Origin of the sequence: Flavobacterium sp., assembly GCF_044339515.1 — a bacterium.
Taxonomy (GTDB): Bacteria; Bacteroidota; Bacteroidia; order Flavobacteriales; family Flavobacteriaceae; genus Flavobacterium.
Genome location: NZ_JBIIVK010000023.1, coordinates 34,725 through 50,798 on the forward strand (window position 1 = coordinate 34,725; position 16,074 = coordinate 50,798).

The following is a 16,074-nucleotide window of genomic DNA, read 5'->3' on the forward strand; positions in this document are numbered from 1 at the left end:
TTAATGGTTTTTTATATCTTTAAGTCAAATTCCATTTTCATGAAAAAACTCAAAAAAATTGTTGGTGTTATTCTTCTGCTTTTTGTCATTTTAGCCCTTGCAGTAGTGGGTTATGGCTATTTTTTAAAACCAAAGTATGAGGGTGAAATTGCCTTAAATTCCATCCAAAAAGAAACCACCGTTTATTTTGACGAATACGGAATTCCACACATTTATGCTCAATCTCAAAAAGATGCAATGACCACTTTAGGTTATGTGCATGCTCAAGACCGTTTGTGGCAAATGGAACTCATGCGACGTATTGCTCCAGGAAGATTATCAGAAATTTTCGGTTCGGTGATGCTCAAAAACGATAAATTTTTCTCCGGTTTAGGGCTAAATGAAGATTCCGAAAAAGCGATTGCTCAACTAGACAAAAACAGTGAGAGTTATCAATTAACGTTGGCATATCTCAACGGAATTAATCAATTTTTAGAAGAAGGGCCAACGCCCATCGAGTTTCAATTGGTTGGTGTTCAAAAAGAAAAATTTACCATCAAAGATGTCTATAATATTTTTGGTTACATGGCTTTCAGTTTTGCAATGGCTCAAAAAACAGATCCATTATTGACCGATATTCGGGATGAATTAGGAATGGATTACCTCAAAGATTTCGGTATCGATGGTTCTTTAGCTCATACGCAACTCAAAAGCTTCAAAGGAAAATCAGAAGCCTATTCCGAAATTTCAAAATCAGTTGCATCTTTATTAGAAAATTCGCCAATTTCCCCCTTTATTGGCAGTAACAGTTGGGTCGTTGGTCCTCTAAAAACAAAAAGCGGTAAAGTGTTGTTTGCCAATGATCCTCACATAGGTTTTTCACAACCGGCCACTTGGTATGAAGCTCATATCGTAACACCCGATTATGAAATGTATGGTTACTATTTAGCTGGAACACCATTCCCGCTTTTGGGTCATAATCGTGACTATGCGTATGGTTTAACGATGTTTGAAAACGATGACATGGACTTGTTTTTGGAAACCAACAATCCTGAAAATGAAAACCAATACCAAACTCCGGAAGGGTATAAAAATTATCAGATTGCTGAAAAAACCATCAAAGTGAAAGACAGTTCTGAGGTGGTTTTGAAAGTTAAAAAATCGCATCACGGACCTTTAATGAATGGTTTGGTCGACGGATTGAAAGAAGACAAACCTATTTCGATGTGGTGGACGTATTTGCAGCATAAAAACCAAATTTTAGATGCGGTATATGCTCTTTCTCATGCCAAAGATTTGGCTCATTTTCATCAAAGTATCGAATTGATTGCCGCTCCGGGATTGAATATCATGTATGGCGATGCCAAAGGGAACATCGCTTGGATAACTTCCGGAAAATTGTATAAAATGCCGGATAATGTGAATGCTAATTTTATTCTTGATGGATCAAATGGGAAAGACGAGCAAAAAGAGTACTATGATTTTTCTGAAAATCCGTATGCCATTAATCCGGATTGGAACTATGTGTATTCCTCCAATAATCAAGTAGAACCGATGGGTGATTATTTGTACCCCGGTTATTATTTGCCGGAAGATCGTGCGAAACGAATTGTTCAACTACTCGAACCCAAAAACGATTGGACGAAAGAAGATTTTATGAAGATGATTAACGATGATCAATCGTCGGTTTCGCCCTCAATTGTGCAAAGTATTTTAAAGGGCATTGCTCAAGAAAGTCTTTCCGATACCGAAAAAGCGGCTATTACTGAACTTCAAAAATGGAGTGGAAGCAACGGTTTGAATGAAATTGCTCCCACCATTTACAACCAATTTCTATATCATTATCTCCAAAATACCTTTGAAGACGAATTAGGAAAAGACCGTTTTACGATTTTATTGAATACGCACATTATGAAACAAATGATTGTGTTTCAAATCGCTAATGAAACTTCGCCCTGGTGGGATAATAAGACAACGTCAGATAAAAAAGAAACCCGAAGTGAAATTTTAACTCGTTCTTTCCAACAAACCATTTCACATTTAAAAAAAAAATTGGGCAATCAAGTTTCAGGATGGACGTGGAATAAAGTGCATACTTTGGAACACAAACATCCACTTGGTGAAGTCGCTGCTTTTCGAAGTTATTTCAATGTCGGGCCGTTTGAAATTAATGGGTCGAACGAAGTCATCAATAATTTAATGTTTACGTTTACCGAAGCCGGAAATCATCAAGTGAAAGCCGGTCCTTCCACCCGCAGAATCATCGATTTTTCAGATATTGAAAACAGTGTGAGCATTCTTCCAACCGGACAATCGGGAAATCCGTTGAGTGAACATTATGACGATCAAGCGGTGATGTATAACGAAGGGAAATTTAGAAAGATGAAAATGAATAAAAAGGAGATTGAGGCGAGTGTAAGAAAGTTGGTGTTTAAGCCGAGAGAGAGGTAAATTATTTTTAAAATGATAATTACGGGACAAATTAAATTTGGGACATTACGTGATTATTTTAAAAACCTATTTAAATAAAAATAGAAAATGTTAACTGAAAAAGAATTAATTGAAATTGAAATGCGAGTCAACCAATCCCAAAATGGACCTTGGAAAGCCTACATTGAAGGTAGGGACCAAACATCTGGCTCACATTTTATTATGACTGGAACTGGAGAAAATCGTGGTGAAGACATTGAATTGTTAGGAGCTACATTTGCAGATTATGATTTTATTGCAAATGCAAAACAAGATATACCTAAATTGATTGCAGAAATTCGAGAATTGAAAAAAAAGTTAGAAAAGTAAAAGAATTCTTGGTTTTAAATTAGGTGAACATTTAATTTTTATCGAGAATTAGCTCAAAATGAAATTGAAATCACAAGAATTTTGCATTCACAAAAGGATTTGAAAACTAGAATAAAGGATTAGATTATATCCAAATCCTCCATAATCTCCTTCGCCTTCAATTTAATCTGATACAATTCCTCCGCCGGAATCTTATTCAACAAATTCAACATCATCGCCATACGTTGATTGTTTTTGAAATGCTCTTTTTTATCATCTAAAAAATTCCAATACAAGCTGTTGAACGGGCACGCTTTTTCGCCTAATTTGTCTTTTACATTATAATGACAACTTCCGCAATAATTACTCATTTTGTTGATGTAACTTCCAGAGGAAACATAAGGTTTGGTGGCCAAAATTCCACCATCGGCATATTGACTCATGCCGCGTGTATTGGGCATTTCCACCCATTCAATCGCATCGATATATACACCTAAATACCAGGCATCGACTTCATCGGGATGCATTTGTGTAAGCAATGAAAAGTTGCCAATAATCATCAACCGCTGAATGTGATGAGCATACGCTTCTTCCAAACTTTGCGAAATTGCTTTTTGCATGCAATTCATTTTGGTTTTTCCGGTCCAATAAAAATCGGGTAATGTATTGTGATTTTCTAACGAATTCATATTCGCATAATTGGGCATTTCTTTCCAATAAATGCCACGAACATATTCTCGCCAACCTAAAATTTGACGCACAAAACCTTCTACTTGGGAAAGAGTGATTTCAGTTTTGTTATGATGATAATAATGTACAACTTGCTCAATCACTTCCTTCGGCGAAAGCATTTTCGAATTCATCGCAAACGACAAACGGGAATGAAAGAGAAATTTTTCATCTGTGTGCATCGCATCTTCATAATCGCCAAAATGTTTTAATAAATGATGACAGAAATACTCCAATTGCTCCAAACATTCCTCACGCGAAGTTGGCCAATTGAATTTTTCCACATCAATCGAACCAAAGGTTTGGACCTCAATTTTATCTAACTGACGAATGATATCAGTTACATTTTTAGGAAATACTTTGGCATTTGGAATCGGAACTTCACCTTTATATTTTTTCCGATTGTCGTGATCAAAATTCCATTGATTCCCAACCGGATTATTCCCAACCATCAAAATGTCGTGCTTTTTTCGCATCATTCGATAGAAATTTTCCATCAACAACAATTTCTTTCCCTGAAAGAATTCGGCTAATTCGGTTCGGGTTGTATAAAAATGTTCCGTGTCAAAAACTTCTGTTGGTACAGAAAGATTTTGGCAAATTTGCTTTAATTGTTTATCCAACCGATATTCATCCGGTAATTGGTATTCAAATTTTTCAATGGAATGATTTTCAATATGCTGCTGAATCAATTTCTCCAAACTTTGCGGATTATTTACATCATCTATCTCATAATAAACCACTTGATGATTGTTTTTTTTCAAATACAAAGCAAAATTCCGCATACTTAAAAAGAATGCCACTACTTTTTGAATGTGATGTTTCACATAGTCGGTTTCCTGACGCATTTCTGCCATCAGATAAATGACATTTTCATCGGTTTGTTGAAACCAAGAATGGTTGTGATTCAATTGATCACCGAGAATGAGTCGAAGTGTTTTCATTTTAGCCAAAGTTTTTGATATTCTCCTTTCTCATCATACATTTCCGCTTGGCGTTTGATATTAAATTTTCGATCTCTCGGGTCATTTCCCACACCGGCATTATACATCCAATTGCCGTAATTGGAATGGACATCATAATCAATCAACATGCTTTCAAAATAAGCTGCCGCCACACGCCAATCTTGTTCCCATTCCTTTGCCCAATAACTCGCTACATTTTGCCGACCGCGATTGCTCATGAAGCCGGTTTGTTGCAATTCAATCATGTTGGCGTTTACAAAAGGCTCACGTGTATTGCCGTTTATCCATTGACGAAGGGCTTTTTCGTTGAATTTCCAATCGTATTTTTTTCCTAAAATGCCATCCAATTGAAAGATTTTATTGCCGTGTTTCAGTGAAATGTATTTGAAATAATCCCGCCAAATCAATTCAAAAATCAACCAATACGTGTCTTCATTTTTACAAATTTCTCGTTCGTAATTTTGCACTTCCCAATAAATGGTTCTAGCAGAGATACTTCCATTAGCCAACCAAGCCGAAAATTTTGAACTGTAATCAGTTCCAATCAATCCGTTGCGGGTTTGTTTGTATTGGGATAAATTTTCAGTATCAAAAAAATAGTGATTCAAGCGTTTCAAAGCTGAAGTTTCTCCTCCCCGAAAAGGAAAAGCAGAATGTTTATGTACCTTGAACGATTCCAAACCCAAATCTTCCAAACTCGGAATTATATTGGATGTTTCCACCAAATTTACTTCGGGTTGAATCGAAATTTCAACTAAAGGTCGAATCTTAGATTCTTTTTCACACTTCTTTCTAAATTCAGTAAAAACTTCCGGTATTTTATGAAAATCAGCATACGGAATATCCTCAGGATGAAATAAAAATTGGTCGTAGGTTTCTACAAATTCAACCCCTGAAATTTGATTTTTGAAATTGCGATTGATATTGTTTTTGACATTGTTATTGACAGTGACCTCTTCCTGCGTCCATTCTTTTTGAAGAAAAACAGTTGAAATGTGGTAGTCACTTACCAAATTAGGAAGAACCTTTTCAGGCAAATCATGAAAAATGAGCAAAGAAATATTTTTTGCCGCTAAATTATTTTTCAAATACCGAAGCGTTTCCAACAGAAATTTAGCTCTGAATTTTTCTGTTTTTTTGAATCCGTAACGCGTCATTTCAAATTGTCTAGGATCCAGAAAATAAACCCCGATCACTTTTCCTTTCTTTTGGCAAGCCTGAAAAAGTGAATGGTTATCATTTACGCGTAAATCATTACGAAACCAAACTAGATTATTCATTTTTTATGGTAATGGGTTATAGGTAATTGGTAAAAGGTTAATTGGACACTGAAAACTCAGACTGCGACTGAGACTGAAAACTCCTTACTCCTTACTCCCAACTTTATTCCTCCTGCATCGCTCACTACAATACAAAACCTCTTCCCAATTCTTTTCCCATTTTTTACGCCAGGAAAAAGGAAGTCCACATGTTTTGCAATTCTTTTGAGGAAGATGTACTTTTTTATTAGCCATTTTATAAAATGGATTTAGTTGGAACATTTGGTCGGGCATAATCAAATCGATCCACTAATTTTGGGACGCAATAGCCATCTAATCCATTAATAGCTACTACGTTTTCTTCATCCAATCGAAGCCAATGGTCTCTTTGAATCAATTTTTCCTCAACAAATAATTCTTCGATGGAAGCGATAATGTGAATCGTACCGTTTTCTTTAATTGCATATTCGTTGAGGTATTTGCATAAAATTTGAACCGGGCTTCCTTTTACAAACGGAATGGAAATGCCTTCATGATACGTTTCTTTCAAATTGGTTTTATCAAATTCGGATATAAGTTCATCATAACTAGCTGAGGAATGATGAGCATCAGCAATCATAGTTTCTGTAATGTGATTCACTGTAAAATAACCGAGGTCTTTGATGTTTTTATACGTGTTTCGAGGAACGGTAGTTGGTCTTAAAATAAATCCTAGCAAGGCAGGGTCGCTTCCAAGATGTGTAATACTGCTGAAAATCGCAACATTGGAAACTCCATCAGCTGTTTTTGTAGCGATTAAATTAGCTGATTTGTAGCCGGTACAGCTGTTAATTAAATTCAATCGTGGAATTTTGGGAAGCTCTTGAATGGCTTCTTTGGTAAACTTTTTCACAAGCAATTTTTTTCAAAAGTACAAATGTTTAACAAATAAATAAAAAAGTTAAACAAAATTATTCGCATAATGAAAAAATTCCCTTCTATAGGGCGTTTTATCTTTTGGTATTCCGTACTTTTGTATTCCAATTTTTGATTTTTATCATGCAAACGCCACAAAAAATTGCTGTTGTGGGTTCCGGTTTAGTAGGAACTTTATTGGCAATTTACCTGAAAAAATTAGGGCATACAGTTCATGTTTTAGACCGAAGTCCGGATATTCGCACGGTTGAATTTTCGGGTCGTTCTATCAATTTGGTGATGTCGAACAGAGGTTGGAAAGCGTTGGAAGATATCGGCTTGACCGAAGAAATCAAAAAAATCGGAATTCCGGTTGATAAGCGTGCCATTCATTTAAAAGATTCTAAACTCAATTACCAAAATTACGGAAAAGAAGGGGAAGCCATTTATTCGCTTTCCCGAGGGGTTTTGAATCGAAAAATGATTGACTTGGCTGAAGAAGCCGGAGTTGAATTCTTTTTTGAACACCGCATTTGGGATGTTTCTTTAGCTGATGCAACCTTACACATCGGAGAAACCGAAAGAGGCGAGTGGACCGATTTAAAATACGATAAAGTTTTTGGTGCGGATGGTGCTTTTTCCAGAATTCGCCATCGGATGCAACGTCAAAGTATGTTCAATTATTCGCAGGAATTTTTGAATATTGGTTATAAAGAATTACACATTCCGGCCAATACGGATGGTTCACACAAAATTGATAAAAATTCGCTACACATTTGGCCCCGTGGCAATTTCATGTTGATGGCTTTGGCTAATTTAGATGGTTCGTTTACGTGTACGCTGTTCATGCCGTTTGAAGGAGAAAATTCTTTTGAAAGCTTGAAAGATGAAAAAACGTTAGTGGATTTCTTTGCCGAATTTTTTCCGGATACTAAAGAAGTAATTCCCGATTTAGTGCGTGATTTCTTCAAGAATCCAACAAGTTATTTGGTGATGATGAAGTGTTTTCCTTGGACACATTCCGATAATGTGGCTTTAATTGGCGATTCGGCTCATGCCATTGTTCCTTTTTATGGTCACGGAATGAATGCCGGATTTGAAGACATTACCGTTTTAAATGAAATGATTGCAAAATACGGCGATGATTGGGAAGTCATTTTCAAAGCCTATGAAAAATCCAGGAAGCCCAATGCTGATGCAATTGCCGAACTTTCCTATCGCAATTTCATGGAAATGAGTGCAAAAACCGCCGATGAAAAATTCTTGTTGCAAAAGAAAATAGAAAAATGGTTTTCCGACAAACATCCTGATTTATGGATGCCTTTGTATAGTCGCGTAACTTTTAGTTTGCAACCGTATTCTGAAGCTCTCGCTATTGGCGATTTCCAAAATAAAATCATGGAAGAAGTGATGCAAATGGAAAATATTGAAACCATTTGGGATAGCGAGGTTGTAGAACAAAAGATTATTTCGCTACTTTCAAAATAAATTACGCTTCCTCCCGATTTACCTTCTCAAAATCAAATGCCGGTTGGCAAATAGCAATATATTCACACACTTCCTCAAACGGATTAGAATATTGAACGCGAGTGTTTTTCTCAATTTTGATGGATTGACCGGCTTCTAAAACAATCACTTCGTCTTCAATAATAAATTGTTTTTTGCCTTTGATGATAAAGGTATATTCATCAAATTCAGGCGTTTGAAACGGCTCACTCCAATGTGGCGGTGCAATCATATGAGCAATGGAAATGTTGCTGTTACCATCGGAAGCTTTACCGAAATGTTCAGCAATTATCTTTCCATCAGTTGTTGGTACAATGAATGGGGATTTTTGGATATAGTATTTTTTCATAACGTCTATTCTCTATTTTTTAAAAATAAAATAAACCGCCAACACCAAACAACACATTCCCACAAAATGATTCCATTTAAACGTTTCGGTTTTAAAGAAAAGCATTGAAAAAATGACGAAAATCACGAATGTAATCACTTCTTGAATCACTTTTAGTTGCATTAGTGAAAACGGTCCGCCATTTCCTTCATACCCAATCCGATTGGCAGGCACCTGAAAAAAATATTCAAACAAAGCCAAACCCCAACTGATTAAAACAATGGTTATTAATCAGGCATTTTCAAACCATTTCAACTCTTTAAATTTCAAATGCCCATACCACGCCAATGTCATGAAAATATTGGAAAGTATAAGTAGTCCGATGGTTAAAAATCCCTTCATAAGTTAATCCTCAAATTCTCACATTGACACATTGACACATTCACAAATTGACACATTTTACTTCTTAAACATCTTACTCAAAATTCCCAAAGCACCTCGAATAAAAGTTGCACTCGTTAACACTTTTACTACTGCTTTTGTGGTCTGACTCTCAGGAGCTTTTCGAGTGGTTGTGGCAGTTGTTTTTTGAGCTTCTTTTTGTTTGGCCACTTCTTCAGCTTGTCTTGTGGCTTGTTCTTCAGCAGAAGCTATTTTTTTATTTAGTAATTCGTACGCACTTTCACGGTCAATCACTTCATTGTATTTTTTTGCCAATTTTGAACTGGCAATGTGTGAATCAATTTCTTGTTGCGTTAACACATCCATGCGACTCATCGGTGCACGTAGCATCGTGGCGACTAGTGGTGTCGGAATCCCTTTTTCGTTCAAAGCCGTTACAAATGCTTCTCCAATTCCGAGTTGCGTAATTACTTCATCGGTTTTGTAATAATCGGACAACGGATAATTTTCAGCCGTCATTTTAATCGCTTTTCGGTCGTTTGCCGTGAAAGCTCTCAACGCATGTTGAATTTTTAAACCTAGCTGACTCAACACACCCGCCGGAATATCTTGTGGATTTTGCGTAATAAAATAAATTCCAATTCCTTTAGAACGAATCAATTTTACAATGGTTTCAATTTGATCTTGCAAGGCTTTACTGGCTTGGTCAAAAATCAAATGAGCTTCATCAATAAAAATGACCAATTCGGGTCGTCCTGCATCACCTTGTTCGGGCATGGTACTATAAATTTCGGCTAACAAACTCAACATAAACGTCGAAAACAACTTCGGTTTATCTTGAATATCGGTCAAGCGAATAATGTTGACATAACCGTTTCCATTTTGGTCAATTCGCATCAAATCATTGATGTCAAAGGATAATTCGCCAAAAAACACATCAGCACCTTGTTGTTCTAGTTCGATGATTTTTCGCAAAATCGAACCGGTTGAAGAAGTGGAAATCCGGCCGTATTCTTTTTCAATTTCGGCTTTACCTTCTTCGGTAATATATTGTAAAACTTTTTTAAAATCTTTTAAATCCAAAAGCGGTAAATGATGATCGTCGCAATATTTAAAAATCACGGCAACAACGCCACCTTGCGTATCATTCAAATCTAAAATTCTGGAAAATAAAACCGGTCCAAATTCAGAAACGGTAGCTCGTAACCGAACACCATTTTGTTTGGAAATCGTCATTAATTCCACCGGAAAACCTTTGTTTTCATAACCTAAATTGATTTTAGCATGACGTTCAGTGATAAAGGATTGTTCTATTCCGGGCATTGCAATTCCGGAAAAATCACCTTTGATATCCATCATCAACACCGGAATTCCGTTTTGAGAAAGTTGTTCCGAAAGCACTTGGATGGTTTTTGTTTTTCCTGTTCCGGTTGCTCCGGCAATTAATCCGTGACGGTTTAACGTTTTTAAAGCAATGTTTACATGTGCATCTCCACCCACAGGAACTCCTTCTAGCATGGCACCTCCGAGTGTTATAAAATCGCCTTTGGTTGTGTATCCGTTTTTGATATGTGAACTGAATTCTTCGGCTTTACTCATAATTTCAAATTTATATTTCAAATGTAGTAAAAGCATTTATATTTCAAAAGGTATCATTTTCAAATTTTCAAATGGCTTCATTTTCAAATTAACTATCTTTGCACCCTTATTTAACTGAAAAATGCTTCAAAAAGAAATACAATTGGCCGTTGAAAAAGGAGAAATGCTCCCGTTGATGGAAGAATTTTATACCATTCAAGGCGAAGGCTATCATACAGGAACTGCAGCTTATTTCATTCGAATTGGAGGTTGTGATGTGGGTTGCCATTGGTGTGATGTGAAAGAAAGTTGGAATGCTGAACTTCATCCGCCCACGGAAACAGATATCATTGTTTCGAATGCTAAAAAACATTCGGATACAGTTGTAATTACCGGCGGTGAACCACTTACTTGGGACATGAATCCGTTAACACAAAAATTGAAAAGTGTTGGAATAAATATTCACATTGAAACATCAGGATGCTATTCAGTTACCGGAAAATGGGATTGGTTTTGTCTTTCGCCAAAGAAAAATAAGTTACCGGTTCAAAGTGCTTATGATATGGTAAATGAATTAAAAGTCATTATTTATAACAAACACGATTTTATTTTTGCCGAAGAACAAGCGGCTCAAGTGAACTCAAATGCTATTCTTTTTTTACAACCGGAATGGAGCAAAAAGGAAGAAATGACACCATTAATTGTAGATTATGTAATGAAAAATCCAAAATGGCGTGTATCTTTACAAACACACAAGTATTTGAATATACCTTAAAATTATTTATTAAATCACAAACAATGAAATTATGAAAAAAACAGTTTTAACTTTTGCTCTTTTTTTGATTACCACAATAGGATTTTCTCAAGAAGCTTTTAAAAATGATGTATTAAAATATTTGGATATCAGTGGTCAGGCAAACACATTCAAAATGATTACGAAAGATTTAAGTACTAATATTCCTGAAGCAAAAAAAGAAGAATTTCAACGCGATTTAGATAAGTCGATTATTGAATTAATGAGTAAAATGGCGGATATGTATATGACAGAATTCACCCATGATGAAATAAAAGCGTTGCTTAAATTTTACGAGTCTCCGATAGGGAAAAAGTTAACTGAAAAAACAGAAGTTCTATACAATAAAGGTCAAATTGTTGGTCAAGAATGGGGAATGGGATTGCAATCGATGATGATGAAATACATGTAATAACCCTGTTCCAATGATAAAAAAATTCCAATAAGTTTATTCTATTGGAATTTTTCGTTTTAAGATAACCTCGCCAAATAATCAAAATGTTCTCCCTCTGTAATCAATTCGCAGGACAAGCCGTTGCTAATTGCTGCATTTTGCAACGTATTATAATCAATATACATCCATTCAAAAGGTTTTTCGGTTTCACCTTTGTAAGACACTTTAAATTCTACTTCACCATAATATTCTGAATCACCCGGAATCCATTTTCCTCCATCTTCATCGTCATCAAACATATAAATGATGTCGGAACTATCTACCAAAATTTGACCGTTTTCAGTCAGTAAGCTTTTTAGTTTCTGAAGAAATTTAGTTATATTTTTCAATTTTCCGCACATTCCGGCACCATTCATCAAAAGCAAAACGGTATCAAATTTTTCGTTTTCCATCTCCATCACATCTTGTAATTTTGCCTTTTTCAAACCTCTCAATTCACAAGCTTTGATTGCATTTGGCGAAATATCAATCGAAGTGACATCAAACCCTTTTTGTTGTAAGTGTAGCGAATGACTTCCGACACCGCAACCAACATCCAAAACTTTTCCTTTGGAAAGTGATAAAGCTTTTTGTTCCAGTTTTGGCATATCTTTAAAACTACGAAACAAATAAGCCACACTCATTTCATCTGCCTCTGAAATGGAAGTTTCGGTAATCAAATCTTCTGGATTATTTCCGGTTTGATAGTCTAGAATGGCTTTTCCAAAGAGGTCTTTCATAAAAGTTTAAAAGTTTAAAGGTTTATGCGTTTAAAAGTTATTTAACTTTGCAGTAATCTAAAATTGACACATTGGCACATTTTCAAATCGACACATTGGTAAAACTAGCCAAAGATAAGCATATCGAAAACAAAAAGTATTTTGATAAGCTAAAAAAGAAAACACCCAAAAATTTGGATTATGTGATGCAAGATTTGCATGATGCAGAATTTAAAAAGACGGATTGTTTAGCGTGTGCCAATTGCTGCAAAACAACCGGACCGCTTTTTACAACTGCTGATATTGAACGAATTTCAAAGCATTTTAAGCAAAAACCACAACAATTCATCAATCAATACTTGAGAATTGATGAAGACAATGATTATGTGTTGAAATCAGTTCCGTGTAAATTTTTAGAGAGTGACAACAAATGTTTTATTTATGATGTTCGCCCAAAAGCTTGTCGCGAATTTCCGCATACTGACCGAAAAAAGTTCCAACAGATTTCGGATTTGACATTGAAAAATGTAGCCATTTGTCCTGCCGCTTATAACATTGTAGAAGAAATGAAAAAAAAGTTACCTTTATAGTATGAAAACGTATAGTTCAAAAATAGATTGGTGGTTGATTATTTTAATTTTAATTGTATTTGGTTACCCATTTATTGATGGTGTTTTAAGCAATCAATACAGTCTTTCATTGACGATGTTTGCAATTTTATTGTTGATATTTTGGATGTTTTCTAAAATTAAATATGTCATAGATGGAGCTATACTAAAAGTATGGTGGATAAAAATCGACATTCATTCCATTAAAAGAATCTATAAAACAAACAATCCACTGAGTTCTCCTGCTTTATCGTTAGATAGAATTGCTATTGTTTACAACAAATATGATGAAGTATTAATTTCACCAAAATTGAAAAAAGAATTTGTGGATGAATTACTGAAAATCAATCCTTCTATAATTGTAGAAATTTAAGAATAAATCAAATAGTTTTTCCTCATTTTTTTAAAATCCTCTAATCCTTTCTCCCAACTTTTTCTGATTTCATGATCAGGAATACCTTTTTCAATTTGCTCTTGTAATTTTTTTGTGCCTGCCAATTTCAAAAAAAACGAATTAAAAAATGCTTTTTTATCGGATGTTGATTCATAAGCTTTGATGAGCCATTTTAATTCCAAACGATTCACTTTTTCGATAGTACTTAAATCTTCACCAAAACACAATTTTCCATTATGCATCGGGTCTTTTGCTCCTAAATTAGGTTTTGGTGTGAAGCTGTAATTGGTTATTGATAAAAAAGGCGATCCATAAATTTGAAATTGCTTTTCCGTTCCGCGACCGACGCTTACATTCGTTCCTTCAAAAAAACACAAACTTGCATATAAATTGATAGACTGGTCGTTTGGTAAATTAGGCGAAGGTTTTAGAGGTAAACTATATATCATGTTTCGATTGTAATTTAAACATGGAATAACTGTCAATTGACATCGAACACCATTCTTCAACCATTTTTCACCATTAATCATTTTGGCATATTCACCAATGGTCATCCCATGCAAAACCGGAATCGGATGCATGCCCACAAAACTTGTAAACTCTTTTTCTAAAATCGGACCGTCAACAATATTTCCATTTGGATTAGGTCTATCTAAAACAATTAGCGGAATATTATTTTCTGCACAAGCTTCCATGACGTAATGCAAAGAAGAAATATAAGTGTAAAAGCGTGCACCAACGTCTTGTAGGTCAAACACCATTATATCAATACCTTTCAATTGTTCCGATTTTGGTTTTTTATTATCACCATAAAGTGAAATTATCGGTAATCCGGTTTTAGTATCTTTTCCGTCTTTAATTAATTCGCCTGCATCAGCAGTTCCTCTAAAACCGTGTTCGGGGGCATAAATTTTTTGCACTTGTACTTTTCTTTCAATTAAAAAATCAACTAAATGTACATTACTAAAAATGCGTTGATATTCTTTGGTGCCATCTTCAACTTTAATATTTTCAGTTTCTATTTTTATAATTCCAGTCTGATTTGTTACCAAGCCAATGTTCTTTCCAGCTAAAATAGGTAAATAGGCGATATAATTTTCCGCACCGGTCTTAAATTCAACAGATCTTGAAACTTCTTGAATAGTTGAAATTTCTTTGTTTTTCGCACTTTCATCTATTTTCTTCTTTCCACCACAACAAATCAACAAGCACAACAAACTCAAACACAAAAAATAATATTTCATAATAAAAATTGTTTATTAAAAATCTCAGCCACTCAGCTTCTCAGCCACTCAAAAAAACTATATTTGCATCAAATCCAATTCCATTGAATTTAGAATATTTCATTGCAAAAAGATTAACTACGTCAAAACACCATAAAAGTAGTATATCCAAACCAATTATAAAAATTGCAATAACCGCCATTGCAATCGGAATCATCATGATGATTATTTCCGTAGCAACCGGATTGGGATTACAACAAAAAATACGCCAAAAAGTTTCGGCATTCAACGGACATATTATTGTTTCTAATTTTGATGACAACCAATCCGAGGTCAGCAAAGTGCCGGTTTCTACTAAACAAGATTTTTATCCGGAGTTTAAATCTGTTGAAGGAGTCAATCATATTCAAGCTGTAGCAAGCAAAGCCGGTATCATCAGAACTGAAAAATCCTTCGAAGGAGTCATTTTCAAAGGAGTAGGCAGCGATTATAAATGGGATAACATAAATGAATACATCGTCGAAGGAAATATTCCAAACGTAAAGGAACAATTAAACCCCGAAGTGCTCATTTCTCACTATTTGGCTAACCGTCTTTTTCTAAAAGTTGGAGATAAGTTTAATACTTTCTTCATGAAAGAAGACAGTAACGAAATGCCAAATTTGCGTGTTTTCAAGATAGCAGGGATTTACAACTCCGGATTTCAAGAATTCGATGCTACGTATATCATCGGAGACATCCGACACGTTCAACGAATCAATAAATGGCAACCGGACGAAGTAGGTGCTTTCGAAATTTTTATCGATGATTTCAATAAAATTGAACAAAAAGGAGAGGAAGTTTACGAACAAACGTCCTACATGCTTGATAGTAAAACCATCATCGAAAAATACTATTTCATCTTCGAATGGCTACAACTATTCGATTTCAATATCATTGTTATTTTAGTTATTATGATTGCTGTGGCTACCATCAATATGGTTGTGGCACTTTTAGTTCTCATTCTGGAACGCACACAAATGATTGGAATACTCAAAGCTTTGGGAGCAAATAATTGGACTGTTAGAAAAATATTTCTATTCAATGCATTTCATATTATTCTACGGGGCTTGCTTTGGGGAAATGCTATCGCAATTGTTTTAATGCTTATCCAACAACAATTCGGAATCGTAAAATTAAACCCCGAGAATTACTATGTGAGCGAAGCTCCGGTCTATTTCAATTGGTTTTATATAATTTTACTCAACATAGGAACAGTTTTGGTGAGTCTTCTTGTTTTGCTGATTCCATCCTATATTATTACTAAAATATCCCCTGTAAAAGCAATTCGTTTCGATTAATTTCTTTCCAGAAGCTATTTCCCGCTTTCCATTGCAAGCTTGTTTGTCTTGTTGTTTTTTTCTACGTCAAAAAAAGAGCTTCCTTTGGTCGCTTTTTTTTGCCAAGAAAAAATACACCAATCCTTCACAAGGCTTTCCATTACAAT

The 16,074-nt window shown here is 35.1% G+C and carries 16 protein-coding genes and 1 pseudogene; 8 read left to right on the forward strand and 9 right to left on the reverse strand.

All coding sequences use genetic code 11. The features are described 5' to 3' along the window. The first annotated feature begins 39 nt into the window (after positions 1–39). A complete protein-coding gene (locus tag ACIQ0M_RS08110; RefSeq protein WP_396151347.1) occupies positions 40–2,430 on the forward strand; it encodes a penicillin acylase family protein in 2,391 nt (796 codons plus the stop codon). Positions 2,431–2,517: 87 nt separating this feature from the next. Beyond that, entirely contained in the window at positions 2,518–2,778 is a 261-nt protein-coding gene (locus ACIQ0M_RS08115; protein WP_396151348.1) for a hypothetical protein, read from the forward strand. 119 nt (positions 2,779–2,897) lie between these two features. Here ACIQ0M_RS08115 and ACIQ0M_RS08120 read toward each other — a convergent pair whose 3' ends face one another. The 4 genes from ACIQ0M_RS08120 to ACIQ0M_RS08135 form a co-directional block, all read right to left on the reverse strand. Beyond that, entirely contained in the window at positions 2,898–4,430 is a 1,533-nt protein-coding gene (locus tag ACIQ0M_RS08120; protein WP_396151349.1) for a cryptochrome/photolyase family protein, read from the reverse strand. After that, positions 4,427–5,731: a DASH family cryptochrome gene (locus tag ACIQ0M_RS08125; protein ID WP_396151350.1), complete on the reverse strand. Its 1,305-nt coding sequence runs from the start codon at positions 5,729–5,731 to the stop codon at positions 4,427–4,429. The genes ACIQ0M_RS08120 and ACIQ0M_RS08125 overlap by 4 nt, the downstream gene beginning before the upstream one ends. Positions 5,732–5,815: 84 nt before the next feature. Further along, positions 5,816–5,965: a DUF2256 domain-containing protein gene (locus ACIQ0M_RS08130; RefSeq protein WP_396151351.1), complete on the reverse strand. Its 150-nt coding sequence runs from the start codon at positions 5,963–5,965 to the stop codon at positions 5,816–5,818. Position 5,966: 1 nt separating this feature from the next. Continuing rightward, complete coding sequence (locus ACIQ0M_RS08135) at positions 5,967–6,602, reverse strand: flavin reductase family protein (protein WP_396151352.1); 636 nt, start codon at positions 6,600–6,602, stop codon at positions 5,967–5,969. 146 nt (positions 6,603–6,748) lie between these two features. Between ACIQ0M_RS08135 and ACIQ0M_RS08140 the strand changes: the two genes are divergently transcribed. After that, a complete protein-coding gene (locus tag ACIQ0M_RS08140) occupies positions 6,749–8,092 on the forward strand; it encodes an FAD-dependent oxidoreductase (RefSeq protein ID WP_396151353.1) in 1,344 nt (447 codons plus the stop codon). Position 8,093: 1 nt separating this feature from the next. Here ACIQ0M_RS08140 and ACIQ0M_RS08145 read toward each other — a convergent pair whose 3' ends face one another. The 3 genes and pseudogenes from ACIQ0M_RS08145 to ACIQ0M_RS08155 form a co-directional block, all read right to left on the reverse strand. After that, complete coding sequence (locus ACIQ0M_RS08145) at positions 8,094–8,459, reverse strand: cupin domain-containing protein (RefSeq protein ID WP_396151354.1); 366 nt, start codon at positions 8,457–8,459, stop codon at positions 8,094–8,096. 12 nt (positions 8,460–8,471) lie between these two features. After that, a pseudogene (locus ACIQ0M_RS08150) lies at positions 8,472–8,840 on the reverse strand (DMT family protein). Positions 8,841–8,897: 57 nt separating this feature from the next. After that, the gene (locus tag ACIQ0M_RS08155; RefSeq protein WP_396151355.1) at positions 8,898–10,439 is read right to left on the reverse strand and encodes a helicase HerA-like domain-containing protein; all 1,542 of its coding nucleotides are present in this window, start codon (positions 10,437–10,439) and stop codon (positions 8,898–8,900) included. A 121-nt stretch (positions 10,440–10,560) separates the two neighbouring features. Here ACIQ0M_RS08155 and ACIQ0M_RS08160 point away from each other — a divergent pair, with 121 nt between their 5' ends. Together ACIQ0M_RS08160 and ACIQ0M_RS08165 are read left to right on the forward strand one after the other, a co-directional pair. Then, entirely contained in the window at positions 10,561–11,193 is a 633-nt protein-coding gene (locus tag ACIQ0M_RS08160; RefSeq protein WP_396151356.1) for a 7-carboxy-7-deazaguanine synthase QueE, read from the forward strand. A 31-nt stretch (positions 11,194–11,224) separates the two neighbouring features. Beyond that, positions 11,225–11,623, forward strand: coding sequence for a DUF2059 domain-containing protein (locus ACIQ0M_RS08165; RefSeq protein WP_396151357.1), 399 nt, complete (start codon positions 11,225–11,227; stop codon positions 11,621–11,623). 59 nt (positions 11,624–11,682) lie between these two features. Here the strand turns inward: ACIQ0M_RS08165 and ACIQ0M_RS08170 are convergent, their stop codons facing one another. Then, on the reverse strand, positions 11,683–12,384 hold the full coding sequence (locus tag ACIQ0M_RS08170) for a class I SAM-dependent methyltransferase (protein ID WP_396151358.1): 702 nt from the start codon (positions 12,382–12,384) through the stop codon (positions 11,683–11,685). 71 nt (positions 12,385–12,455) lie between these two features. Here ACIQ0M_RS08170 and ACIQ0M_RS08175 point away from each other — a divergent pair, with 71 nt between their 5' ends. Together ACIQ0M_RS08175 and ACIQ0M_RS08180 are read left to right on the forward strand one after the other, a co-directional pair. After that, the gene (locus ACIQ0M_RS08175) at positions 12,456–12,953 is read left to right on the forward strand and encodes a YkgJ family cysteine cluster protein (RefSeq protein ID WP_396151359.1); all 498 of its coding nucleotides are present in this window, start codon (positions 12,456–12,458) and stop codon (positions 12,951–12,953) included. A gap of 1 nt (position 12,954) precedes the next feature. Beyond that, positions 12,955–13,344 carry a PH domain-containing protein gene (locus ACIQ0M_RS08180; RefSeq protein ID WP_396151360.1) on the forward strand — a complete coding sequence of 130 codons (390 nt, stop codon included), beginning with the start codon at positions 12,955–12,957 and terminating at the stop codon, positions 13,342–13,344. Here ACIQ0M_RS08180 and ACIQ0M_RS08185 read toward each other — a convergent pair. Next, the gene (locus ACIQ0M_RS08185) at positions 13,341–14,609 is read right to left on the reverse strand and encodes an exo-beta-N-acetylmuramidase NamZ domain-containing protein (protein ID WP_396151361.1); all 1,269 of its coding nucleotides are present in this window, start codon (positions 14,607–14,609) and stop codon (positions 13,341–13,343) included. The genes ACIQ0M_RS08180 and ACIQ0M_RS08185 overlap by 4 nt on opposite strands. 83 nt (positions 14,610–14,692) lie before the next feature. Between ACIQ0M_RS08185 and ACIQ0M_RS08190 the strand changes: the two genes are divergently transcribed. Next, positions 14,693–15,928: an ABC transporter permease gene (locus ACIQ0M_RS08190; protein WP_396151362.1), complete on the forward strand. Its 1,236-nt coding sequence runs from the start codon at positions 14,693–14,695 to the stop codon at positions 15,926–15,928. The last annotated feature ends 146 nt before the right edge of the window (positions 15,929–16,074 follow it).

Excerpts from the sequence above, each read along its gene's own strand:
- ACIQ0M_RS08170 (WP_396151358.1), bottom strand. The coding sequence starts at position 12,384 with ATGAAAGACCTCTTTGGAAAAGCCATTCTAGACTATCAAACCGGAAAT.
- ACIQ0M_RS08160 (WP_396151356.1), top strand. The coding sequence starts at position 10,561 with ATGCTTCAAAAAGAAATACAATTGGCCGTTGAAAAAGGAGAAATGCTC.
- ACIQ0M_RS08140 (WP_396151353.1), top strand. The coding sequence starts at position 6,749 with ATGCAAACGCCACAAAAAATTGCTGTTGTGGGTTCCGGTTTAGTAGGA.
- ACIQ0M_RS08180 (WP_396151360.1), top strand. The coding sequence starts at position 12,955 with ATGAAAACGTATAGTTCAAAAATAGATTGGTGGTTGATTATTTTAATT.
- ACIQ0M_RS08145 (WP_396151354.1), bottom strand. The coding sequence starts at position 8,459 with ATGAAAAAATACTATATCCAAAAATCCCCATTCATTGTACCAACAACT.
- ACIQ0M_RS08165 (WP_396151357.1), top strand. The coding sequence starts at position 11,225 with ATGAAAAAAACAGTTTTAACTTTTGCTCTTTTTTTGATTACCACAATA.
- ACIQ0M_RS08110 (WP_396151347.1), top strand. The coding sequence starts at position 40 with ATGAAAAAACTCAAAAAAATTGTTGGTGTTATTCTTCTGCTTTTTGTC.
- ACIQ0M_RS08185 (WP_396151361.1), bottom strand. The coding sequence starts at position 14,609 with ATGAAATATTATTTTTTGTGTTTGAGTTTGTTGTGCTTGTTGATTTGT.
- ACIQ0M_RS08130 (WP_396151351.1), bottom strand. The coding sequence starts at position 5,965 with ATGGCTAATAAAAAAGTACATCTTCCTCAAAAGAATTGCAAAACATGT.
- ACIQ0M_RS08155 (WP_396151355.1), bottom strand. The coding sequence starts at position 10,439 with ATGAGTAAAGCCGAAGAATTCAGTTCACATATCAAAAACGGATACACA.
- ACIQ0M_RS08115 (WP_396151348.1), top strand. The coding sequence starts at position 2,518 with ATGTTAACTGAAAAAGAATTAATTGAAATTGAAATGCGAGTCAACCAA.
- ACIQ0M_RS08125 (WP_396151350.1), bottom strand. The coding sequence starts at position 5,731 with ATGAATAATCTAGTTTGGTTTCGTAATGATTTACGCGTAAATGATAAC.
- ACIQ0M_RS08120 (WP_396151349.1), bottom strand. The coding sequence starts at position 4,430 with ATGAAAACACTTCGACTCATTCTCGGTGATCAATTGAATCACAACCAT.